The 16,264-nt window shown below is 38.7% G+C and carries 12 protein-coding genes; all 12 read right to left on the bottom strand.

Annotation, left to right across the window (positions count from 1 at the left end; translation table 11 throughout):
* Window positions 1-2,285 (bottom strand): hybrid sensor histidine kinase/response regulator (locus WSC_RS23955; RefSeq protein WP_169315460.1); only part of this gene is annotated, 2,285 nt, incomplete at its 3' end.
* An 84-nt stretch (window positions 2,286-2,369) separates the two neighbouring features.
* Window positions 2,370-4,676, bottom strand: coding sequence for a TonB-dependent receptor (locus WSC_RS0105190; protein ID WP_016954853.1), 2,307 nt, complete (start codon window positions 4,674-4,676; stop codon window positions 2,370-2,372).
* Window positions 4,677-4,759: 83 nt separating this feature from the next.
* On the bottom strand, window positions 4,760-6,958 hold the full coding sequence (locus WSC_RS0105185; RefSeq protein WP_016954852.1) for an NAD(P)-binding protein: 2,199 nt from the start codon (window positions 6,956-6,958) through the stop codon (window positions 4,760-4,762).
* A 12-nt stretch (window positions 6,959-6,970) separates the two neighbouring features.
* Window positions 6,971-7,912, bottom strand: a complete 942-nt coding sequence (locus WSC_RS0105180) for a hypothetical protein (RefSeq protein WP_016954851.1) — start codon at window positions 7,910-7,912, stop codon at window positions 6,971-6,973.
* Between the two features lie 32 nt (window positions 7,913-7,944).
* Window positions 7,945-8,928: a lipocalin family protein gene (locus WSC_RS21895; protein WP_016954850.1), complete on the bottom strand. Its 984-nt coding sequence runs from the start codon at window positions 8,926-8,928 to the stop codon at window positions 7,945-7,947.
* 141 nt (window positions 8,929-9,069) lie between these two features.
* Window positions 9,070-9,942 carry a protease HtpX gene (gene htpX, locus WSC_RS0105170; RefSeq protein WP_026016676.1) on the bottom strand — a complete coding sequence of 291 codons (873 nt, stop codon included), beginning with the start codon at window positions 9,940-9,942 and terminating at the stop codon, window positions 9,070-9,072.
* 106 nt (window positions 9,943-10,048) lie between these two features.
* On the bottom strand, window positions 10,049-11,494 hold the full coding sequence (gene phrB / locus WSC_RS0105165; protein ID WP_016954848.1) for a deoxyribodipyrimidine photo-lyase: 1,446 nt from the start codon (window positions 11,492-11,494) through the stop codon (window positions 10,049-10,051).
* Window positions 11,494-12,447: a YbgA family protein gene (locus tag WSC_RS0105160; RefSeq protein ID WP_016954847.1), complete on the bottom strand. Its 954-nt coding sequence runs from the start codon at window positions 12,445-12,447 to the stop codon at window positions 11,494-11,496. Before WSC_RS0105160 ends, phrB begins: the two co-directional genes overlap by 1 nt.
* A gap of 71 nt (window positions 12,448-12,518) precedes the next feature.
* Window positions 12,519-13,067, bottom strand: coding sequence for an NAD(P)H nitroreductase (locus WSC_RS0105155; protein WP_016954846.1), 549 nt, complete (start codon window positions 13,065-13,067; stop codon window positions 12,519-12,521).
* Between the two features lie 9 nt (window positions 13,068-13,076).
* Complete coding sequence (locus WSC_RS0105150; RefSeq protein ID WP_016954845.1) at window positions 13,077-13,823, bottom strand: BPSS1780 family membrane protein; 747 nt, start codon at window positions 13,821-13,823, stop codon at window positions 13,077-13,079.
* Between the two features lie 19 nt (window positions 13,824-13,842).
* Window positions 13,843-14,613, bottom strand: coding sequence for a tetratricopeptide repeat protein (locus WSC_RS0105145; RefSeq protein WP_169315459.1), 771 nt, complete (start codon window positions 14,611-14,613; stop codon window positions 13,843-13,845).
* Window positions 14,614-14,678: 65 nt separating this feature from the next.
* Complete coding sequence (locus WSC_RS0105140) at window positions 14,679-16,214, bottom strand: DUF3369 domain-containing protein (RefSeq protein ID WP_016954843.1); 1,536 nt, start codon at window positions 16,212-16,214, stop codon at window positions 14,679-14,681.
* Window positions 16,215-16,264 lie beyond the last annotated feature (50 nt).

The raw sequence follows: 16,264 nt of genomic DNA, 5'->3' as shown, positions 1-16,264 counted from the left end.
TTAGCCACTTTTGCTTCGTCTTTATCATAGGCTGATACCATCAATATGGCTGGCATATCTTTCACGCCTAAATCTTGCCTAATTAATTTAGAAGCTTGAATACCATCCATTTCGGGCATGCGCCAATCCATTACAATCAGATCAAATTTTTGATGGTTTTTAACTGCTGTTTGCACTTTATCTATGGCTTGAATACCATTTTCTGCTTCAACGACTAACGCGTTATGGTGGGTAAATATGTCAATTAATACGCGCCTAGCAATTGCGTTGTCATCAACGATTAAAACACGTAAAGGTCTATCTTCAACAGTAATAGTATTGGCTGGAATGTCTTCATGCGTTTTTCGACATTTAATAGAAAAATGAAATGCGGACCCTAAGCCTTGTTTGCTATTAACCCAGATTTCCCCCCCCATTAATTCAACTAACTGCTTGCTAATAGCCAAGCCTAAACCCGTGCCACCAAATTTACGTGTAATTGAATCATCAGCTTGAGAAAAAGGTTTAAACAACTGTTTTTGCTGCTTTTCGGACATCCCCATGCCAGTGTCAACAACAGCAAATTCAATTAAATATTCACCATCGGACAGCTCTTTAGCATTTATACGCACATTAACATGGCCGTGCTCAGTAAACTTAACAGCGTTGGAAATTAGATTAACTAAAACCTGTTGAATACGCAGTGGGTCTGACTCGATAAATTTAGGTACATTTGTTTTTAAATCAACAATGAGTTCAATACCTTTAGCATGCGCTTTTAACGAACATACGTTAGTGGCCCGCTCCACTACTCGTTCTAAATTAAACGAGACTTTTTCTACGTTCAGTCGCCCTGCTTCAATTTTTGAGTAGTCTAAAATATCGTTGATGATCCCCAGCAACACATCCCCAGAATGATAGATTTTTTGTAAATAGTCTCGCTGCTCAAAATTTAGGTTAGTTTTTAATGCTAACTGACTTAAGCCAATTACCGCATTCATTGGGGTGCGAATTTCATGACTCATTTGCGCCAGAAAACGACTTTTTGAATCGTTGGCTTTAACAAGCTCTTCCGAGGTCTTTTGCAATTCTGCTGTACGTTCTGAAACCTTCTTTTCAAGGTTAGAGTTTAATGCAATATTTTCTTCATTCAGCAAGCGAACTTTGTCAGCTACAGCAAAAGCCAATAACAATGCATCAATTGCCCCCCCCATAAAACCAATTAGATAAAGGTTTAATGTTTGGTATTCAATCAGACCCGCATTAACTAGGTTGCTTGCAAAATTAGGTGAAAACAATGCTAAATATGCAAATACGAAAAACTTTGCTGGGCGATAGCCACTGCGCCAACTGCTTACACCCGCATATAAGCCCAGAAATAAATTGAGGGTCGAGCTAGCGGTTGTTAATGCTAATCCATGATTTTCAGAGATCAATGCAAAAGGTAAACAAACCAGGCTGATGGCCGCAGCAGCAAAACACAATTTTGCAAGTTTTGGACGTGTATCTTGTAAACGTAAGAAACTCACTACAAACAAGTTACTAAATATGCCAGCCAATAAAAAGCCAGCCCAATGAAAATTACTATTATAAAAATTAAACAGAACTTCTGGTACATGGAGTATATGTAACCAACTCCACAGTAAGAAAACAACGTATAGTGCGTAATACAAATTTGTTTTGTCTCGAGCACCGATAAAAACAAACAAATTGTATATCGCCAAACTCAGGCAAATGCCGGTCAAGATTAGGATAGCAACAGACTCTAATTCTAATTCTTTAGCTAAAATAGTCTCTGCCTGCAAAACCATTTTTATTGGCGCGTAATAATAAGGGCTATCAAAATAACCCACTAATACATATTCATGGTTTGGTTTTAGTTGGACATCGTGAGCATAATGAAATCTATCCGACTCGTAATGTTTATGGCCCAAAGAAAATTCTTGAATCCCCTCCAAACCAAATAGTTTGAAACGAGCCGATTCAAAAGCACCACCGTAAATATAGACAATCCAATTTTGCGCGTCTGTTAGGTTAACAAAAGACTTTATATACCAGTACGGCGCACCAGAGCTTGGTATGAACTCGACGTCCTTTGGTTTACTTGCTAGTAACAGAGCTTCATCTAATGTAGCTGGAAAAGTATCATTTTCAGCCGGATATTTATTTCCAAGTGAAAGTAGATTGGTTTCTGAAGATTTGCTTTCTAAAAAGAAATACGATTCTGCTGAAACCGAAGGAAAACTAATAAATAAAAGAAAAATGGGTACGAGTAGGTATTTTATATTGGCAAATAAACTATCCATGTGTTTACCAATTTTTTTGTTCAATAGCATATAGTTTTATGAAATTCCGTGTAGGGGCCAATAGCCCCTATATCAGACAATAAATTAAAAGCTCAATGTCGCTTCTACCCCATATCGGCGGCCTTCAGCTCGAAAATCTTCAAGCATGCCCAAAAAATTGATCAAATCGAATTTCAGATGACTATATTCAACATCGGTTAAGTTTTTACCCCAAATTCTAACAGCAAAGTTGTCTGAGATATTATAAATCAACCCAGCGTTCCACAATGTAAAAGCCTTTTGTTCAGCATAAGGGTTTTCATTTTGGTCGAAATAAAAATCTGATTGATGATCAAATCCTATCATAACGGACAGATCACTAAATGTATAATTTAATCTACCTCCCACATTCCACTTGGATGCCAACGGTAGACGGCTACGTTTAGTTTCCCCTGTAACAGCATCTTCAAACTCGGCTTCAGCTTTCGGTAAATAGCCAATTGATAGACGCGTATTTAAACCTTCTGAAGCTTTAAAATACCAATCAAGGTCTACACCGTAAATAGTTGATTTTCCAACATTGTCTAACACTTGAATGGGTGGTGCACCTTCTACTGCCGACGGTTGGTTCTGGAAAACTTGTTGATCTGTGTAGTCATAATAAAATGCGCTAGCTTGAATAAAGCTTGAATATTCTTTCAATGAAATTTTGCTACCAATTTCATGAGCTAACAACTTCTCTGCACCATATTCTGCGCGCTCAGCTTCTTCTTTTGTTGCCAATAACCCAGCATTGTAACCACCACTTTTGAAGCCACTCGCGACTGTATAATATACATTTGAACCTGAATTGAATTGATATCGCACAGACGCGCTTCCAGATAAATTATTGTCGCTAACTTTTCCAGTTAAATCCCAGTTCGGACAATTTGCGCCAAAGGAACTAGCGTGTGACTCACCAGTAGAAAAACAACCAATTGCAGTTAGAATTGAATCATCGTTTAAACTATTGTCTAAAATTGTATCGACTCTCGAAACCGTATGATATTCAGTTGATTCGTCTGTATAGCGGCCACCTAGGTTTAAAAACCACTTTTCAGTCAAAGAAAATTCGAATTCAGTAAACAAAGAAGATGCTGTAACTTCTAATTCATTGTCGTATAAAAAAGTTGTTGTATATTCATTAGGTAAAATACCTAAACCGCGAAATGCGCGGAAAATATCACTAAAGTTATCTTGCTTAATTTCTTCGTTTAAATAAAACGCACCAATAGTCCATGCAATACTTTCCCAGTTATTCTCTAGACGAATTTCATGATTTATTGCATCTGTTTCTACGCCTAATGCACCTTTACACAATTCGGCCGGACTTGCATCACAATTATACGCCGAATAACGTTGTAAATGATTTAGTGCACCAATATAAATTAATTGGCTATTGTCAGTTAAATCAAACGTTAGCTTTGCTGAAAAACCGTGCGCATCTGTCTCATGTGGGCTGAAGTTATCTACGTTAACTACATGAAAATCATTGGTGCCCACATTGTAACCAAAACCGTCAAAACACTTGGTTGAGCCAGCATCGTTTGGCGCACAAGGATTGCCACTTGCATCGACAACACCAATATTCGCTGGTGGTTTAACATTGCCTTGCCAATCTTCTGCTCTTGCTTTTAATAACAAATCCCAATTGTCACCATTGTACTTATACATAGCTCTAATATTGGTTTGCTCTAAACCAGCTTTAGGGCTTTGCGGGTGAAGATTGATTGTTGAATAGTCATATTCTTGATGGTTCACCACAATACGTGCGGCAGAATTATCGGTTAAAGGTTGATTTAACATCGCCTCTAAAAGTCGATAATCCTGATTACCTCCACCAGCTTTAACATGGGCGGAAAAATCTTGTTCTGGTTCATTAGAAAAAACCAGTATTGCACCACCTGTGGTATTGCGGCCAAACAATGTACCTTGAGGGCCTTTGAGTATTTCTACTTGCTTAACATCAAATAAGTTTACAATTTGATGGTTAACTGAACCGCCAACCGCATCATCAACATATATTGCGACTGGTGCAGTATTTGCAGTGTTGTAGTCCAAAAGTGACACGCCACGTATACTGATTGCCGGCGGTGTTCCTTCTGCTGCATTTTGCGTTATTTTAACGTTAGCAGCTAACGTAGACAGTTCAGTTGTGTCTTTCAGTTTAAAATCTTCTAACTCTTGTTGTGTGTACAAACTGACAGTCGTAGATACAGAAGATAACTCTTTCGCTTTTTTTTCAGCATGAACCTTGATGACTTCTATACCTTGTTCAGTTTGCTGGGTTTCATCTATTCCTTTAGCAGAAACAAAGCCGACGCTCGCCACACATAAAAACGGTGGCAAGACAAAACCCATGTTCTTTTTCATTTAATTACCTTAAAACTTGAATCATAAGAGGCGTAATTTCTTTATATTGTAGACGAATTATTACGCCTCGCTAATTCCTTTAACTATTTTCCTTTTGGTTCAAAGCCATTTTCACCGTCAATTGACTCTGGGTAGCCACAAATAGCGCGAGATGTTTGCATACCAGCCATAGTCGCGGCTTCTACACAGCCAGCATTAACACCTGTACTCAACCAATCACCCGTTAAATACAAATTATTAAATATCGTTTCATCAGTTTTAAGCCTATAGGCGCTTGAACCTTTGACTGATAATACATAACGCTCGCTTGGATCGACATTACATCGCCAATATTGGCTGTTAAATCGATCTTCGCCTTGTTCACCTTGGTTTGCTAATAATGAATTCCAATCAAACTCACCAGGTTGTGCAATACTCGGCCATAAATTATAAATATCATTTTTAAGCTGATTGATTGCATTGCTTTTCACTTGTGATTTACATTCAGCAGGGAATTGATAATCGTCTTTAGCTGGATAATGATCAATCGGATACGCATTACAGAAATAACTAGCATTTTTCGGCTCGTGATCAGCTGGCCAATCTTCCCGGCAAAGCAGTTGATCCATAGCAGCCCAAGTGTCAAAAGGTTCGACAAATCCACTTAAGACAGGCTTTTCGCCATTTTCTGGTAAGTATTTCCAGCCTGTTTCAGCAACTGTTTTAGTTAACCACAGCTGATAAGCTTGTGTTGCGACAGTTTTAACTTTATCGGCCATTTGTTCCAGTTTTGGATCTTTTTCTAATAACTTGGGGCATAAGTGAGGTATTGAGCCAACTGAAGGGCCAAATACCACTAAATCGAAATCAACACCTTTAGTTAAAGTTTTTTGCGGTAAATCCTCACCGGTTTTCTCTTTGTATACTTTTGCCCAATCAGACCAAAAACATTCAAGGTTAATGTCATTCTCTTGCAACCACGCTGCTTGCTGTGGATTTAACTCTTCATATTTAGGCTCAGACGGCCAACATGGTAAACCTTTAACGTCAACTAACGGATTATATGGTTTGTCCGGGTTATTTAACTGAACTTGCTCTGTAATAATAATTTGTTCAATGGAATCATCGCCTGGGATTAATTCTTCTACACAGTTAAAGAATTCAAATTTAACCCCTCGCTGAGTTAACAACTCATAAAATGGCGAAAATATGGTGTCGCCCATACCGGCCTGCATTTCCCACATTATGCCACCGCGATAACAGACGGCCATACGCAACATAGCCAATACAGATACACCCGCTTCAATATTTGGGTGTTCAAAGTCACCATTCGGGTAAGCAAAAGCTAAGTCATAAAAACCACGAACAATCGCTGAGTTAACCGTAAACTCTACATTTGCACCATGTATTGTTAACCACTCTCGATAATCCCATTGATTTAAATAACCAAAACCACGCTGATGCACCTTATCTTCAATCAAACCAATAAACATGGTTAAACCTAAATCAGCGCAAATGAATAGGCGTCTGATTTCATCATTATTATCAAGTAACTCAGCGAATTCATGCTGCAACCACTTTCTCAGCGCATGGAATAAACGAGAGATAATCGATGCATGGGTATGCACTTGGCTCTCGTCTGCATCAGCATGTATATGAGCTAATTGCTTAATTAATTCAATTGATTGGATAATATCGTTTTGTAGCGCATGTTCTACTGCGACGACATCCTGTTTTAAATGGGTTGCCAAATGGCTCACGATATCTTTTAACGAACCATGCTCGTGTTCAGCTAAATTAGTTTTATGCTGCTTGCCACTTATTTGATGTAACTCGGTTAAAAAATCTTTTAAGTAATAATAAGCAGCTCGAATAAACTCCCAGACAGTTAAATCTAAAGTACTATCAGCTGGGTTCCCTGGAATAAATGGAAATTCATTTGGCCAAGTTTTCCATTCATTTTTAATGTGTTCTTGCAAAACCACAAAGTTTTGTGGCTTAAATGCCTCTTGCCAGGTAGCCAATGGCTTATCTTTTGGACGATTTAGCGTGTTATATACATTCTCAATGGTGCGGAATGAATTAACATACGCACCAAACCAAATATGTAAACCATGTTCTTCAATGCGTTGACCATACTCTTTATTGCGACCACTCGCCCCTTTACCACCGATGCGCCAACCCAATTGGTAAACTGTGATGTCATATTTATCTTGCCAGTCTTGCGATTCGGTTAAATAAAATGCCGCAGTCATTGCGGATACACCACCGCCTAATACGGCAACTTTTTGCTTTTGTGTCATAACAAATCCTTATTAATTTTTTGCAATTTCAATTGCTGCATCTTGGCTAAAATCAAACAACACATTAAACGGCAACAATGGTTGTTGGCTTGCAGTAGAAATGCCAAACATTTCATCAAGTGGGAATGAGTCTAAATGCTGCATATTAAATTGATATTTATGTGTATAAATAGCGGCACTATGTACTTTATCCACTTTCGATGGTGAATGAATAATCGCCTGATACAGTGCATCTTGCGCTTCGCCATCTGGATATTGTTTAAACAAAATTTGATTTATTTCGGGTGAGACTAATTGATGCAGTGATTGTTTAATTGCGTTCCAATCGAAATCGAAAATCGACTCAGTGGAAGAGGAAATTAATTCTATCGCTTCTTTAATTATTTCAGCAATGCCAGAAACACTTTTAGTTTCGCCCTTTTCAACCATGTTTAATTCAAAGATTTGATGTGGCTTTAATGTAGAATCTGCTGAAAAAGTTTTAAATGCATCAACCGTTAAAGAAAACTTATCTGGCTCGCCACCAATTGCAGGCATCTCAAATGTATTACTAAAATACTTGTTGAAACCCCAAGTTAAAGTGCCATTTAGCAAAGCATATAAGTTATTAACCACGATATAAGCAGGATAAAAATATATTTGGTCGACTTTATGTTTCACTATTTTTGCTACTGGCACCCAAATAATAATGTCTGTTTCTTGGCTCCAACCTGCATCTTTATATTGCGGATTTGTGCTGACCATTTTTTCAATATCAGTAAAAGTCAGCATTAAATATTTTGATAAAGCTTTAAAATGGGTATTTTCAATTTCAACCGTATTTAGAGTTGAATCTAGGTAAGCTTGAATTTGTTTAAGTTGCCCTTCGATAAAAAAACCATACATATTTGCATTAGTCATTTTACAAGGTGGTTTAGATACTACATTGCCTAGATAATGTTGGTATAAAGCCATAAAAGTTTCCTTTTTTCGTTATTATTGTCTAATTACAACCAATGTTTTCTGTGATACCCAACTAATTCAACATATGCTGAACCTTGATGTGAACCTGTTACTCCACAGGCACCTTCCCAATACTTGATCCATAACCAAGCTTCGTCTAATTCTTGATCGGCAACCAAAGGTGTTATAGTTAAATCGTATTCACCGGTTTTTAAATGCCATTTGGAAGGATAACGTCTTTGCGTGTGTGGGCTAGTCCACCACTCTAAAATATCTAGTGAATAATCTTTGGGGCCAAGTTCAACGGTTTCACCTTGTTCATTGGTGATTGAGCCCATGTGCTCTGATTCCCAATGGTAAGAAAAAATCATTATCTGGGTATTTGGCTCTAGCTGGATAGCAAACCACTGCCAACCAACCAACATTGAAGCTTGCACCAATTCACCATATTGGCGATCAAACCAAAGGTTTCCACTGACATTTTCAGTTTGCCCGTTGGTTGTGAGTTGCCCAATCGCTTGCATGCTTTCACGCGAATAATAATAGGTGTAACCGCCAAATTGGTATTCGTGTTTCTGTCCATCGTAATGAATAACAGCCGGACGTAATTCTTCAAGATTAAGCTCAAACTTGAAGCCATCTACAGTTATCAGTAGCTTGTCATTGCCACCGCCGCCAACAGCAGAGCAATTTCTCAGTAAATCATGTAAGGCGAATCCGTCGGTAACGTCTTTTGGAGCACCCGGTACGTATGTCACTTTGCTATAAAATTTATCATTGTCGATATCAGTAACTGCAGCATTAATCATTTGCACAGTCGTGAAATCTGACATTACTTTTTCGCCATGAATTTTATGCGCAATCATTTCAAATAAATGAATCGCGCTCGCGTCAACAGCAAAAAAGCATAATTCAACACCAAAGCGCCGACCTGATTCTGTTGTGAGTTGTCCAGTCCAATACCACCATTGGATTAATTGATCATCTAAAAAAGCATCATCTTGCGGAAGTTGTACAGTGCGAGTCATTATCTTGGTTCTTAATTTTTATAATTGGAATCAAAACTATAGCCCAATTAAATGTAAAAAATAAGAAGATTTTCGAACTCTACAATATAGAAACAAAAATCCCCGAACTGGTCGGGGATTTTTTCAACACCTGATTGAAAACTAACGTGCGTCTTTAAGGGCTTGAATACGCTCGTCTAATGGTGGGTGGCTTGCAAACAAGCTGGCGAATTTTGATTTGCTGTTTATGCCAAATGCCATCATTGAACCTTCTAAACGGCTTTCTTGCGAGTGTTTAAGCTTTTCTAAAGCAGCTATCATACCTTGACGACTGGCTAAATGTGCGCCGCCTGTGTCGGCACGGTATTCACGTTGGCGCGAGAACCAAGCAACGACAATACTAGCGAGTATGCCAAATAGTATTTCTAGTACAAACACAGTTGCATAATAAGCTAAACCGCCCATACCCGACTCGTTATTATTACCACGGGTTGCATTGCTAATTATGCCTGCCACTACACGGGCTAAAAATATTACAAAGGTATTTACCACACCCTGAATTAACGTAAGGGTTACCATGTCACCATTGGCTACGTGGCTAACTTCGTGGCCTAATACGGCTTCAGCTTCTTCTTTATTCATGTTGTGCAATAAACCTGTGCTTACCGCAACTAATGCATTATTTTTGTTTGCACCTGTGGCAAAAGCATTCATTTCTGGCGAGTCAAAAATCGCCACTTCTGGCATGCCTATTCCAGCTTTTTGTGCTTGGCGACGTACAGTTTCAACCAACCATTGTTCGGTTGCGTTTCTTGGTTGTTCAATTACATATGCGCCGGTTGAGCGTTTGGCTATCCATTTAGACATTAGCAACGAGATAAACGCGCCACCAAAACCAAATACGCCAGCCATTAGCAACAAACCGCCCATGCTTTGGCGTTGTATACCAAACACAGACATTAGAATACTTAGAACTATACCTAGGGTTAGCATAACCGCGATATTAGTAAGTAAGAACAGGACTATACGTTTCATATTTTCTCCGCGAAACTTTATCTGAACTGAGTTAAAGACATAATATGTCTAAATCAAACATTATCAAGAGCGTCTAATAAAAATATTTTGGCCGATATAACCAGCTCTAACCTTTATACAAGGCTAGGGTTATTTCTCGGGCATTTTTATGGTCAACTATCGGCTTAGGATAATCTATTGCTACACGATATTTTTCTGCATATTCGTGTGGTTTGTGTATCCACTTTTCTGGTATGTCTTTTAGCTCGGGGCAATACATTTTTATAAATGCGCCTTTGGCGTCAAATCTTTCACCTTGGGTAGTTGGGTTAAAAATTCTAAAGTATGGCGCTGCATCGTGTCCGGTTGAGGCACACCACTGCCAACCGCCGTTATTTGCGGCATAATCACCATCAATTAACTTTTGCATAAAGTAGTCTTCGCCCCAGCGCCAATTTATGTGGAGGTCTTTTATTAAAAAGCTTGCGACTATCATACGTAGGCGGTTGTGCATCCAGCCTAATTCATTTAATTGGCGCATTGCTGCATCTACTATTGGAAAGCCTGTTTGCCCATTACACCAAGCGTCAAAAACTGTGCGGTCGGTATTCCACTGAATATTTTGGTACTGCGCTTTTACACTTTTGCCTTTGCTTATGTCAGGGTAATAAGCAGTTAAATGTTTATAAAATTCGCGCCAAATCAACTCACTTAACCACACTCCTGGGCCTGTATCATTACTAAATACTTGCTCTTGGTGTTCTAATACAATTCGGTTAAGCGCTTGGCGAGGGCTTAATACACCGAGCGCAAAATAAGGAGACAATCGGCTGGTACATTTTGCTATTGGGAAATCTCGCTTATCGGCATAGTCTTGAATCTGCTCTCGACAAAATCCACGTAATTGATTGATTACATCGTCTTCTATATCTGTCCAACATTTTAACTGGTCAAGCGTTTCGCTTGGTACTGAATACGGATAATAAAATCTATCGAAGGTCAGTTGATTGTCAGTTTGAACTTTAGGTTTGGCATGGCTGTTTGGCAAATTGTTCTGTAGTTGTCTCAACCACTGTTTTTTAAACGGCGTAAATACTTGATATGGTTCACCATCGTTTTTAACAACACTGCCCGGCGGCATTATTAAATTGTCGTGATTGGCGATTATTTCACAGCAGTTTTGAATACTTGCATTGCAGGTGTTAGTGAGCAATTGTGCTAAATATTCATCGCGTTTTGTTTCGTTTAATTCGTAATCATGGGTTATATGGCAATGGCTAACTTGCTGCGTTTGGCAAAAATCGGCCACCCATTCGGCCGATTGTTGGTAAGTATCGCAGTTATGCACTACTAGCGGTATGTTTAAATCAGCTAACTCTTGTTGTAGGCGCATTACTCGAGCTTTGATTAGCGCAAGTTTTATCTCCGCCATCTGTTGCTGTTGCCATTGTTTTTGGGTAAATACAAATACAGCTACTATGCCCTGCTTAAGCTCATTTGCTTTGGCAACAGCTTGTGATAAACCTGTGTGATCATATGTTCTAAGATCGTTTCTATACCATATTAGTTGCATTAGCCGTGTAGTCCCATTTTCAGCGGATAAGGAGAAAAGTAGCTTTGCTGATTTAAATAATCATTCGGGTACTTTTTCAAAAAATGTTTAATTAGCGTCAGTGGTGCAAGTAAAGGCACTAAACCAGCGCGGTATTGCATTATTAAGTCTGATAACTCTTGTTTGTCGTGCGCAGTCAGCTGCTTTTTAAAATAACCTTGAATATGCTGCATTACATTACAGTGTTTTTTACGCCCAGCTATATTTTTTAACGCTGTCATTAACTGACTAAAATATAAAGGTTTTATATCCGACAAACTGAGTTTCTCAGCATTTGCCACTAGCTTGCCTAAACTTTTATACGCTTGGTAGCTGTGTGACATTATTTGGTATTTATGCTGACTGTGAAATTTCACTAAGTCGGCCATTTTGTCGCTATTGGCTACGTCTTTATGCCAAGTAGCATGCACGTAGACACGGGCGATAAAGTTTTCTCTAAGTTGTGAGTCGTTTAAACGGCCGTCTTCTTCAACAGGTAGGTTTGGGTGCATTTGCATTAGTTTCTGCGTGAATAAACCAATACCGTCTTTACGAATTTGTTTACCGTCAATGTCGTATACTTTCATACGCTCCATGCCACAACTTGGTGATTTTGAGGTAACGATAAATCCATTTAATCCGGTTAGTGATGCGCACTTTTTCTCCGCAAAGTCTTGCATTTTTTTGGTGTAATCTATGCTCGCATCACGGCTGTCTAACAATAAAATTTGCTGATTGTGTTCAACTAACCGAATAGGTTTACGTGGAATAGACATGCCTATGCCAACTTCTGGGCACACTCTATGATAATTAGCGTAGTTTACTAAGACTTGGTTGGCAAAATAGAGATTTTTGTGTCCGCCATCAAAACGAACATTTTCGCCTAATAAACAGGCACTGATGCCAATATCGACTTTGGGGAATTGTTTGTCCATTTTTATCCTTAGCTCGCAATTTTATTCAAATTAAATCTACGAGTTAAAGGATAGAATGGATCAGCTAAAATTTACCAGTATTGCACAAAGTTTTCTGCAGATGGTCTTTGTTTTGTTGGTACTTCACCGTCGGCAGTCCCTAAATATAAATAACCAACTATTTCTTCATTGTCAGCTAAATTTAGCTGTTTGGTGACATGTGGATGATAAGCATATGCGCCTGTGCGCCAAATACCTTGAAAACCTTGGGCAACTGCGGCCATTTGCATGGCTTGTACGCTACAACCCGCAGCGATAAGCTGTTCGCTTTCTGGTACTTTGTGATCTGAGGTTAATTTAGCAATTACCGCAATTATCATAGGTGCTCGTAGTGGCATATTTTTAGCTTTGGTTACTTGCTCGTCGGCAGCTTGCTCTTGCTCGGCTGCTTCGGCAAAAATTTCACCTAAATCTTTTAACGATTCATCTTTAAACACAATAAAACGCCACGGCGTTAATCCACCATGATCAGGTACATTACAACCGGCTTGTAATATATTATTTAACTGTTCACCTTGCGGTGCAGGATAAATAAGTTTGTTGTATGAAACTCGGTTTAATAAAAGGTCTAGTGCGTTCATTTAACGATCCTATACATACATGCTATCTTCATCTTCCGGCTGACTTTCTAATTTAAAAGGCGTGCGGCTGTGGAATATGTCTTGAAAAATGATATATAAAGTACAGTGCATTATCGGTAATAAAAAGATTAATCCCAAACCTGCTGGCATAATTGCCAATATCATGGCAAAAATCATGATTACGCCAAATACTGTCATGCTAATGCTATTTTTAAAGCCACCAACAAAAGACATTTTTATCGCCTGCCAAACATTAATTTTATGCAATATGATAAGTGCGGGTGCAAATAACATAGCTAATAATATTGGGGCATAAAAAATTAACAGTACCATACTAAGTTGGTAGACATCATTAACGTTAGGTGTAGCCAGTTGGTCAAAGCCGGTAATTTGCGCTGCCAATTCATAACAAATGTATACGCCTATCATATTGACCAAAGTGACTTGAATAAGCGGCATTAAACTTTGTTTAAAACCATCAAACACTCTTTTGTGATCAAATTGTTTAGTATGAAATGCTGTATGCGCAAGCGGAAATAAACCCGCGAGTAGGATATTGCCAATAATTTGCCCCACGACAGGGATAACCGACAATGCCAGTAGCAAAACATATAGTGAAAGTGTCACTCCTATCCATGGCAATTTGTGTTGACTGAATATAGTTAATCCATCTTTAAACCAATCAAAAGCCGCTTTGGCCGGACGCACGCGTATGACTATTTGTTGGTCTGAATTGTTTGAAGATACAGGTTGCATTATTTGTAGTTAGCCAAATTTAGTGGATAGAGCAGATATTATTGTTAATGTCGTCTAGCTGCATTTTTATCATAGGCGCAAGTGGGTCTGCTGGGCATTGCTCGATAAAATATTTGTAGTCAGCTACCGCATGCGAGTCACAGTTTAATTGCTGCAATACAAAACCTCTATCTCTGCGCTCGTATGGGTTTTCTGGTTCAAAACTGATAATTAAGTCGACTACTTCAAGGGCTTTGGCAAATAGTGCTTTATCCATAAGTGCAGTTTTATACATGCTGAGCAACAACATGCCTATGGTTTGTTCGTCTGGCAGCTCTATTTGGTGTTGTTTTTTGTCTTTAATATTAAGGTATTGTTTTACCTCATCCCACTCTAAACTGACACCCGCACTGGCTTCAATAAATACAAACTGATTATCTTCTAACTCTATACGGACTAATACTTTGTGCCTTGCAATAATGGCGTGCGCTTCCAACCTAGCAGCTGTAAATAAATCAGCCAGAATAATAGCTAACACAGGTGAAGATGCAGTATGAGTATTGAGCGCTGAAACTAAATCATAATCTTGTGGTTTATTTAATGATGTAGGTGTGCCGAATATGCTTTGCGTATAAAAGAAGTCGAGCACAAAGTGGATACGCTCTATCGGATCATCCATGTCGATTGTGGTCAATTCAACAATTTGCGCTAGATTATGGTGTTGCTCTATTGCCGAATTAAATTGTTTTTTTGCTGAAATTGGCTCAAGTAATTCTAAGCAATAACTGACGATGGATTGATTCTCTAACAATTTGGCCCCTACAAAACTTTTTATCACAATCATTTTATGGGGGCAAAATTGGTTCTTTCAAGTTTTCAATCAGGATAATTCTTTAATACATCTTCAAAATCTTGATATTTCTCAACAAAAATATCCACTAGTTCAGGGTCAAAATGAAGACCACTTTGCGCTTTAATTTCAGCCATGGTTGTTTCTGCATCCCAAGCTTTTTTATAACAGCGTTCACACCTGAGCGCGTCATATACATCGGCGATAGCAACAATACGTCCATATAAATGGATCTGTTTACCTTTTTTCCCTTCTGGATAACCTGTTCCGTCCCAACGTTCATGGTGGTCACGTGCAATTAGTGCACCCGCTTTAATAATTGGCCGTTCACTTCCCGCCAAAATGTGGTATCCCAGAGAGGCATGTTTACGCATCACTGTCATTTCTTCAGGTGTGAGCGGTCCTGCTTTATTTAAAATTCGGTCAGGTATACCAATTTTACCAACGTCATGTAATGGTGCGGCTAACACTAAAGTTTCAACTTCGTCTTCAGACAACCCTAAATTCTGCGCAAATAATCGGCAGTATGCTGCGACACGTTTAACATGATTGCCTGTTTCCTCTGAACGGCATTCTACCGACTCACTCAAGCGCATAACGATCTCACGCTGCGTGTCTTCAATATCCTGAGTCAAGATCACATTGTCATAGGCAATTTGTACATTTTTGGTAAAGAGCTCAATTAAGTGTTTGTCAGTTTCAGATAATTCTTCAGAAATATTTGCTATATATAACAAAGCTCTATGATTGGAGTGACTTTCACAATAAGCGACAATAAAATCTTCGCCGTAAACAATGTCTTTGTCATTAATTGCGTGATCAAAGGCATCTTTCATGTTCGGTTGAATGACTTCAAAAACTTTTTTGCCTTCCAAATCAGCAAATTCGCCTTGTCCAGTCACGACAACCAGCTCGCCATCAACCAAATGATCGTCCGCAACCAATGATGTTACGTACATTGCTTCATTGGTACAGTTAATAATAGAAGTGAGCTGGCGTAAAATACCATTAATAAAAGAGTCCATTGAATGATTAGAAAATAAGTTGGCTGACGCTCTAATAATAGTTTCTAAACCTAACCGATTCTTCTCAATTGACATAATGTCGCGATACGAACGCAAACTCGCCATAATCACAGTAAAGAGTTTTTGTGCTGTCAATTCAGTTTTTGACTTGTAGTCATTAATGTCATAATTAACAATTACATGACGCTCTGGTGCTTGCCCTGGTTGACCTGTGCGTAAAATAATACGGACAAACTGGTTGTTGGCTTCTTTGCGAATAAATTCTGCAACTTGTAAACCAGCATCATCAGTTTCCATCACTACATCTAACAATATGATGGCCGTGTCAGGGTGTTCAATTATCAGCTCTTTAGCTTCAGCACCTGAATAAGCACTAATAAATTCTAAGCTGTGGTGTTGAAATGTAAAATCACTCAAAGCGAGCTTAGTTACCGCATGAACTTCAGGCTCATCATCTACAATTAGAACTTTCCAAGATTTCTCGTAGCCTACTTCTTCTTCGCCTTCATCGTCGGTAAATAAAAAATCGTCGTTCATGCACTCTTCCCCAAAACGTGCGCTGATATCACTCTTAAAAAATTAGTTCA

It is taken from the genome of Catenovulum agarivorans YM01 (assembly GCF_000281085.1).
Lineage (GTDB): Bacteria > Pseudomonadota > Gammaproteobacteria > Enterobacterales > Alteromonadaceae > Catenovulum > Catenovulum agarivorans.
Note: the sequence above shows the minus strand (reverse complement) of the source record. Positions and strands in the feature narration are given on the sequence as shown.

Coding starts and splice junctions, on each gene's coding strand:
- WSC_RS0105190 (WP_016954853.1), bottom strand. CDS start 4,676: ATGAAAAAGAACATGGGTTTTGTCTTGCCACCGTTTTTATGTGTGGCG.
- WSC_RS0105185 (WP_016954852.1), bottom strand. CDS start 6,958: ATGACACAAAAGCAAAAAGTTGCCGTATTAGGCGGTGGTGTATCCGCA.
- WSC_RS0105180 (WP_016954851.1), bottom strand. CDS start 7,912: ATGGCTTTATACCAACATTATCTAGGCAATGTAGTATCTAAACCACCT.
- WSC_RS21895 (WP_016954850.1), bottom strand. CDS start 8,928: ATGACTCGCACTGTACAACTTCCGCAAGATGATGCTTTTTTAGATGAT.
- htpX (WP_026016676.1), bottom strand. CDS start 9,942: ATGAAACGTATAGTCCTGTTCTTACTTACTAATATCGCGGTTATGCTA.
- phrB (WP_016954848.1), bottom strand. CDS start 11,494: ATGCAACTAATATGGTATAGAAACGATCTTAGAACATATGATCACACA.
- WSC_RS0105160 (WP_016954847.1), bottom strand. CDS start 12,447: ATGGACAAACAATTCCCCAAAGTCGATATTGGCATCAGTGCCTGTTTA.
- WSC_RS0105155 (WP_016954846.1), bottom strand. CDS start 13,067: ATGAACGCACTAGACCTTTTATTAAACCGAGTTTCATACAACAAACTT.
- WSC_RS0105150 (WP_016954845.1), bottom strand. CDS start 13,823: ATGCAACCTGTATCTTCAAACAATTCAGACCAACAAATAGTCATACGC.
- WSC_RS0105140 (WP_016954843.1), bottom strand. CDS start 16,214: ATGAACGACGATTTTTTATTTACCGACGATGAAGGCGAAGAAGAAGTA.